General features: G+C 66.7%; 7 protein-coding genes. 1 reads left to right on the top strand and 6 read right to left on the bottom strand.

Annotated elements, in window-relative coordinates; genetic code table 11:
• A partial coding sequence (locus ABNS06_RS12945) for an FHA domain-containing protein (RefSeq protein ID WP_348675012.1) occupies positions 1–379 on the top strand: 379 nt, incomplete at its 5' end.
• A 19-nt stretch (positions 380–398) separates the two neighbouring features.
• Here ABNS06_RS12945 and alr read toward each other — a convergent pair.
• The 6 genes from alr to ABNS06_RS12915 form a co-directional block, all read right to left on the bottom strand.
• A complete protein-coding gene (alr, locus tag ABNS06_RS12940) occupies positions 399–1,499 on the bottom strand; it encodes an alanine racemase (protein ID WP_348675011.1) in 1,101 nt (366 codons plus the stop codon).
• The gene (gene dnaB / locus ABNS06_RS12935) at positions 1,489–2,868 is read right to left on the bottom strand and encodes a replicative DNA helicase (RefSeq protein WP_348675010.1); all 1,380 of its coding nucleotides are present in this window, start codon (positions 2,866–2,868) and stop codon (positions 1,489–1,491) included. The genes alr and dnaB overlap by 11 nt, the downstream gene beginning before the upstream one ends.
• 140 nt (positions 2,869–3,008) lie before the next feature.
• Positions 3,009–3,458 carry a 50S ribosomal protein L9 gene (gene rplI / locus ABNS06_RS12930; RefSeq protein ID WP_348675009.1) on the bottom strand — a complete coding sequence of 150 codons (450 nt, stop codon included), beginning with the start codon at positions 3,456–3,458 and terminating at the stop codon, positions 3,009–3,011.
• 10 nt (positions 3,459–3,468) lie between these two features.
• The gene (gene rpsR / locus ABNS06_RS12925; protein WP_348675008.1) at positions 3,469–3,696 is read right to left on the bottom strand and encodes a 30S ribosomal protein S18; all 228 of its coding nucleotides are present in this window, start codon (positions 3,694–3,696) and stop codon (positions 3,469–3,471) included.
• Between the two features lie 11 nt (positions 3,697–3,707).
• Positions 3,708–4,106 (bottom strand): 30S ribosomal protein S6, encoded by a 399-nt coding sequence (rpsF, locus tag ABNS06_RS12920; RefSeq protein WP_348675007.1) that lies wholly within the window; start codon positions 4,104–4,106, stop codon positions 3,708–3,710.
• Between the two features lie 141 nt (positions 4,107–4,247).
• The coding region (locus tag ABNS06_RS12915; protein WP_348675006.1) for an RNA methyltransferase at positions 4,248–4,613 on the bottom strand (366 nt) is incomplete at its 5' end.

Below are 4,613 nucleotides of genomic sequence, written 5' to 3'. Positions count from 1 at the left end.
GGAGCAGACGATGATCCTGCGTCCGGGCCAGATCGCCGCGGCGGCGGGCGGAACCCTGGGGTCGGTCACCGCCGCCCCGCCGCCGGCGGAAAAACCGCAGGTGGGAACGCTGACGCTGACCACCGGCCCCAACGCCGGCAAGCAGCTGCAACTGACCAAGGCGCTGACCACCGTGGGACGGCCCGGCGTTCAGGTCGCCGCGGTCACGCGTCGCCCGGACGGCTACTACATCGTCCACGTCAGCGGTCAGCGCAACGGCGATCAGCCGCCCCCGAGCGTCAACGGCGAGTCGATTAGCGGCCATGCCCGCCAACTCTCGCCGGGAGACGAGATCAAGCTCGCTGGCGCCACGCTGACCTTCAGCCTCGCCGACGCCTGATCGGAGCACCGGTGGCGATTCAGTCGTCCCGGTACAGGTAGCGGACGCGGTTGGTCAGGCCGCAGAACAAGTCGTAGGCAATGGTGCCGGCATGCTCGGCCACGATCTCCGCCGGCAACCCGCCACCCCACAGCAGCACGTCATCACCCACCTTGGCGTCAGGACAGTCGCGAAGGTCGACGGTGATCATGTCCATCGACACCCGACCGATCAGTGCCGCGCGGCGCCCGCGCACCAGCACCGGCGTTCCCGCCCGGGCGTGGCGCGGATAGCCGTCGCCATAGCCGACCGCGACGACGCCGACACGGGTAGGCTCCGCGCAAACCCATTCACTGCCGTACCCGACCGCTCCTCCCGCGCTCACCTCGCGGATCGCGATGATCCGGCTGCGCACCTCCATCGCGGGGCGCAACCCGCATTGCTCCGCCGAGCGTCCCTCGAGCGGTGACGCACCGTAGAGCATGATGCCGGGGCGCACCCAGTCCTGGCGCGCCTCGGGATAGCGGATCAGCCCCGCCGAGTTGGCGATGGTCCGCGCGCCCGGCAGGCCGTCGACGGCGTCGAAAAAGCAGGCGAGCTGCCGATCCGTCGCCTCGGTCTCCAGTGCATCGGCATTGGCGAGATGCGTCATCCAGCCCAGCAACTCGATCTGCGGCATCGCGTCAACCGCGGCAGCGAGCTCACCCGCCCGGGACGCCTCGAAGCCCAGCCGGTGCATGCCGGTGTCCAGCTTGACCCAGACCGGCACCCGCGCGCCTGGCCTGGCCGCACGCAAGACATCGAGCTGCCACTGCGCATGCAGCACCAGGCGGTGACCACGACGCACGGCCTCCGGCAACTCCTCCTGATGCAACAGGCCCTCCAGCAGCACGCAGGGCGACCGGAAACCGGCCTCACTGAGATGCTCCGCCTCTTCCAGGCAGGCGACGGCGAAGGCATCGAGTTCGCCATCCAGCGCGCGCGCGACCTGCATGGCGCTGTGGCCGTAGGCATCCGCCTTCAGCGCGCCCATCACCCGGGCATCGGGCGCGTACTGTCGGACGGTCTGAAGGTTGTGCCGGATGGCGCCGAGGTCGACCGACGCCGTCACGCGATGGGGAATCACGGCCTCAAAACTCATCGTCCTGGTAATGGGCCACGTTGTCGAAGCGGGTGTACTGACCGGTGAACGTCGCGTCGACCTTGCCGATGGGGCCGTTACGCTGCTTGGCGATGATGATCTCGGCAATCCCCTTGCGATCGGTCTCCGGCTTGTAGACCTCGTCGCGGTAGATGAACAGGATCACGTCGGCGTCCTGCTCGATGCCCCCGGACTCACGCAGATCCGCCATGCGCGGACGCTTGTCATCCCGGTTCTCCACGCTGCGGTTGAGCTGCGAAAGCGCGATCACCGGCACCTCCAGCTCCTTCGCCAGCGATTTCATGCCACGCGAGATCATCGCGATTTCGTTGGTGCGGTTTTCCTTGAACCCGGGCACCTGCATCAGCTGCAGGTAGTCGACCATGATCAGCCCCAGCTCGATCCCGTCGGGGAACAGCTCGTTGCGGGTGTTGTTCAGTTCGCGCTTGAGCCGGCGCGCCCGCGAGCGCAGTTCGTTCGGGGATAGCTGACCGTCGTCATCGATGTAGATCGGCGCCCGCTCCAGCAGTGTCATCGCCGAGTGGATCTTGTCCCAGTCCTCGTCGGTCAGCGAACCGCTGCGCAGGCGTTCCTGATTGACGCGCCCGAACGACGAGATCATGCGCATCATCAACTGATCACCAGGCATTTCCAGACTGAACACCAGCACCGCCTTCGGATTCTGGGTGTCGGTGGCAATCGCCTCGGCGATGTTCATCGCGAAACTGGTCTTGCCCATCGACGGGCGGCCGGCGACCACGACCAGATCGCCAGGGTGCAGACCGGTGGTCTTCCGGTCCAGATCCACCAGCCCCGTGGTCGTTCCCGCCAGACTGCCGGCGACCAGCTTCTCGATCCGCTCGACCACATCACCGAGAAACTCCGAGCCGGAGCGCGGACCGGACGTCGTGCGTCGCGTGGACTCGGCAATGTCCAGCACCCGTCGCTCGGCCTCGTCGAGCAGCTCCGAGGCCGGCCGCCCCTCCGGCGAAAAGCCCATGTCGGTAATGTCGGTGCCGACCTGCACCAGCCGCCGGTAGACCGAACGCTCGCGCACGATATCGGCGTAAGCGGCGATATTCGCCGCGCTGCCGATGTCGTTGGCCAGTGTGCCCAGATAGGCGAGGCCGCCGGCATCCTCGAGCTGTCCGCGCCCCTGTAGGCATTCGGACACCGTGACCACGTCACGCGGGCGGTCGGTGTTCGCCAGGGTCTCGACCGCCTCCCAGATCAGCCGGTGATCCTTGCGGTAGAAGTCCGCCTGCTGCACCCGCCCGGCGATACGGTCCCAGGCGTCGTCCTGCAGCATCAGGCCGCCGAGTACGGCCTGTTCGGCTTCCTGCGAATAGGGAGGGAGTCGTTGATCCACGCGGGTCTACTTGATCTGGAGCGCGTCGCGCCTGGAGGTGAACACGCCCTAGTCTACCTGCTGGGCGCGGGCAGTTTTGGGCCGGAAACGAAAACGGCCGACGCAAGCGCCGGCCGTTCGTTCAGCGTGATCGAAACCGGTTACTCGGCTTCGATGATCACGCTGACTGCAGCTTCCATCGCGGCATACAGATGAACCACGACCTCGTGTTCACCCACCGAGCGGATCGGACCGTCCGGCATCACGACCTCGCCCTTGTCGACGGTCACGCCGGCAGCGGTGATCGCATCGGCGATCTCGCGAGGACCGATGGATCCGTAGAGCTTGCCTTCGTCCGACGCGCGGCTGGTCAGGTTCAGGGCACCGATACCGGCCAGCGCTTCGGCACGAGCCTTGGCGGCGGCTTCGGACTCGGCGGCCTTCTTCAGCAGTTCGGCCTTGCGGGCCTCGAACACCGCGACGTTGTCCTGCGTGGCGCGCAGGGCCTTGCCCTGAGGCAGCAGGTAGTTGCGGCCGTAGCCCGGCTTCACGCGGACGGTGTCGCCGATATCACCCAGGTTCTGAATGCGATCCAGCAGAATGACTTCCATCGTTACGCTCCTATTCGTGCTGGTCGGTGTACGGCAGCAGCGCCAGGAAACGGGCGCGCTTGACCGCGGCTGCCAGCTGACGCTGGTAGCGAACCTTGGTGCCGGTGATGCGGCTCGGAACGATCTTGCCGTTATCCGAGATGAACTGCTTGAGCAGCGCGAGATCCTTGTAGTCGATCTCTTCGATGCCTTCGGCGGTGAACTTGCAGACGCGCTTGCGACGGCTGAAACGTGCCATGGTGAATCTCCTTATGCAGCCTTGTCGGCGTCGTCACTGGAAGCCGAATCGCTGCTGGCCTTGGCCGGCTTGGAATCGGACTTGTCGTCGTCGGAATCCTTGACCAGCGGCGAAGCACCGGAAGGTGCGCCGTCGGTGCGCAGGGTCATGTGACGGATGATGGCGTCGTTGAAGCGGAAGATGCCTTCCAGCTCATCGATCGCGTCGCGGCTGCATTCCACGTTCAGCATGGCGTAGTGCGCCTTGTGAACCTTGGCGATGGTGTAGGCCAGCTGACGACGGCCCCAGTCTTCCACGCGGTGGACCTTGCCACCGGCATTTTCGATCGTGCCGCGATAGCGTTCCAGCATCGCAGGCACCTGCTCGCTCTGGTCCGGGTGGACCAGAAAGACCACTTCGTAGTGTCGCATTGTGACTCCTTATGGATGTACCCGAGCGCGGCGGCCACCGGGGCCGGTTCCTGCATTCGGGTGAACAGCCTCCCGGCGTGCTCGCACGGTGAGGCAAGGAAACCCGCGATTTCGCGGGGGCGCGGATTCTACGGCCAAATGCTACCGGCGCGCAACGCGGCGCTGCCGCACGGCCTCGAACAGGCTCGCCGCGCCGGCCGCGGAAACGTTCAGACTTTCCACCCCGGCGGCCATCGGCAGCTTCCAGAGGCCGTCGCAGCGCTCACGCGTGAGCCGCCGCAGACCGGTGGCCTCGGCGCCCAGCGCCAGGGCCACGGCACCGGTCAGATCGGCATCGTACAGATCGGCGTCGGCGTCTCCCGCCAGGCCGTGAACCCAGATACCTCGCTCCCGCAACCGGTCCAGCGCGCGAGCCAGGTTGCCGACCCGTACGAACAGGATGCGCTCGGCCGCGCCGGCGGCCGTCTTGCGCACGGCGGGCGTCAGTGCGGCGCTGCGATCGGAGGG

Source organism: uncultured Abyssibacter sp., from assembly GCF_964000955.1.
Taxonomy (GTDB): domain Bacteria; phylum Pseudomonadota; class Gammaproteobacteria; order Nevskiales; family OUC007; genus Abyssibacter.
Note: the sequence above shows the minus strand (reverse complement) of the source record. Positions and strands in the feature narration are given on the sequence as shown.

Bases quoted from the DNA above. Each gene is read 5' to 3' on its own strand.
- alr (WP_348675011.1), bottom strand. From the start codon at position 1,499: ATGAGTTTTGAGGCCGTGATTCCCCATCGCGTGACGGCGTCGGTCGAC.
- rplI (WP_348675009.1), bottom strand. From the start codon at position 3,458: ATGGAAGTCATTCTGCTGGATCGCATTCAGAACCTGGGTGATATCGGC.
- rpsR (WP_348675008.1), bottom strand. From the start codon at position 3,696: ATGGCACGTTTCAGCCGTCGCAAGCGCGTCTGCAAGTTCACCGCCGAA.
- rpsF (WP_348675007.1), bottom strand. From the start codon at position 4,106: ATGCGACACTACGAAGTGGTCTTTCTGGTCCACCCGGACCAGAGCGAG.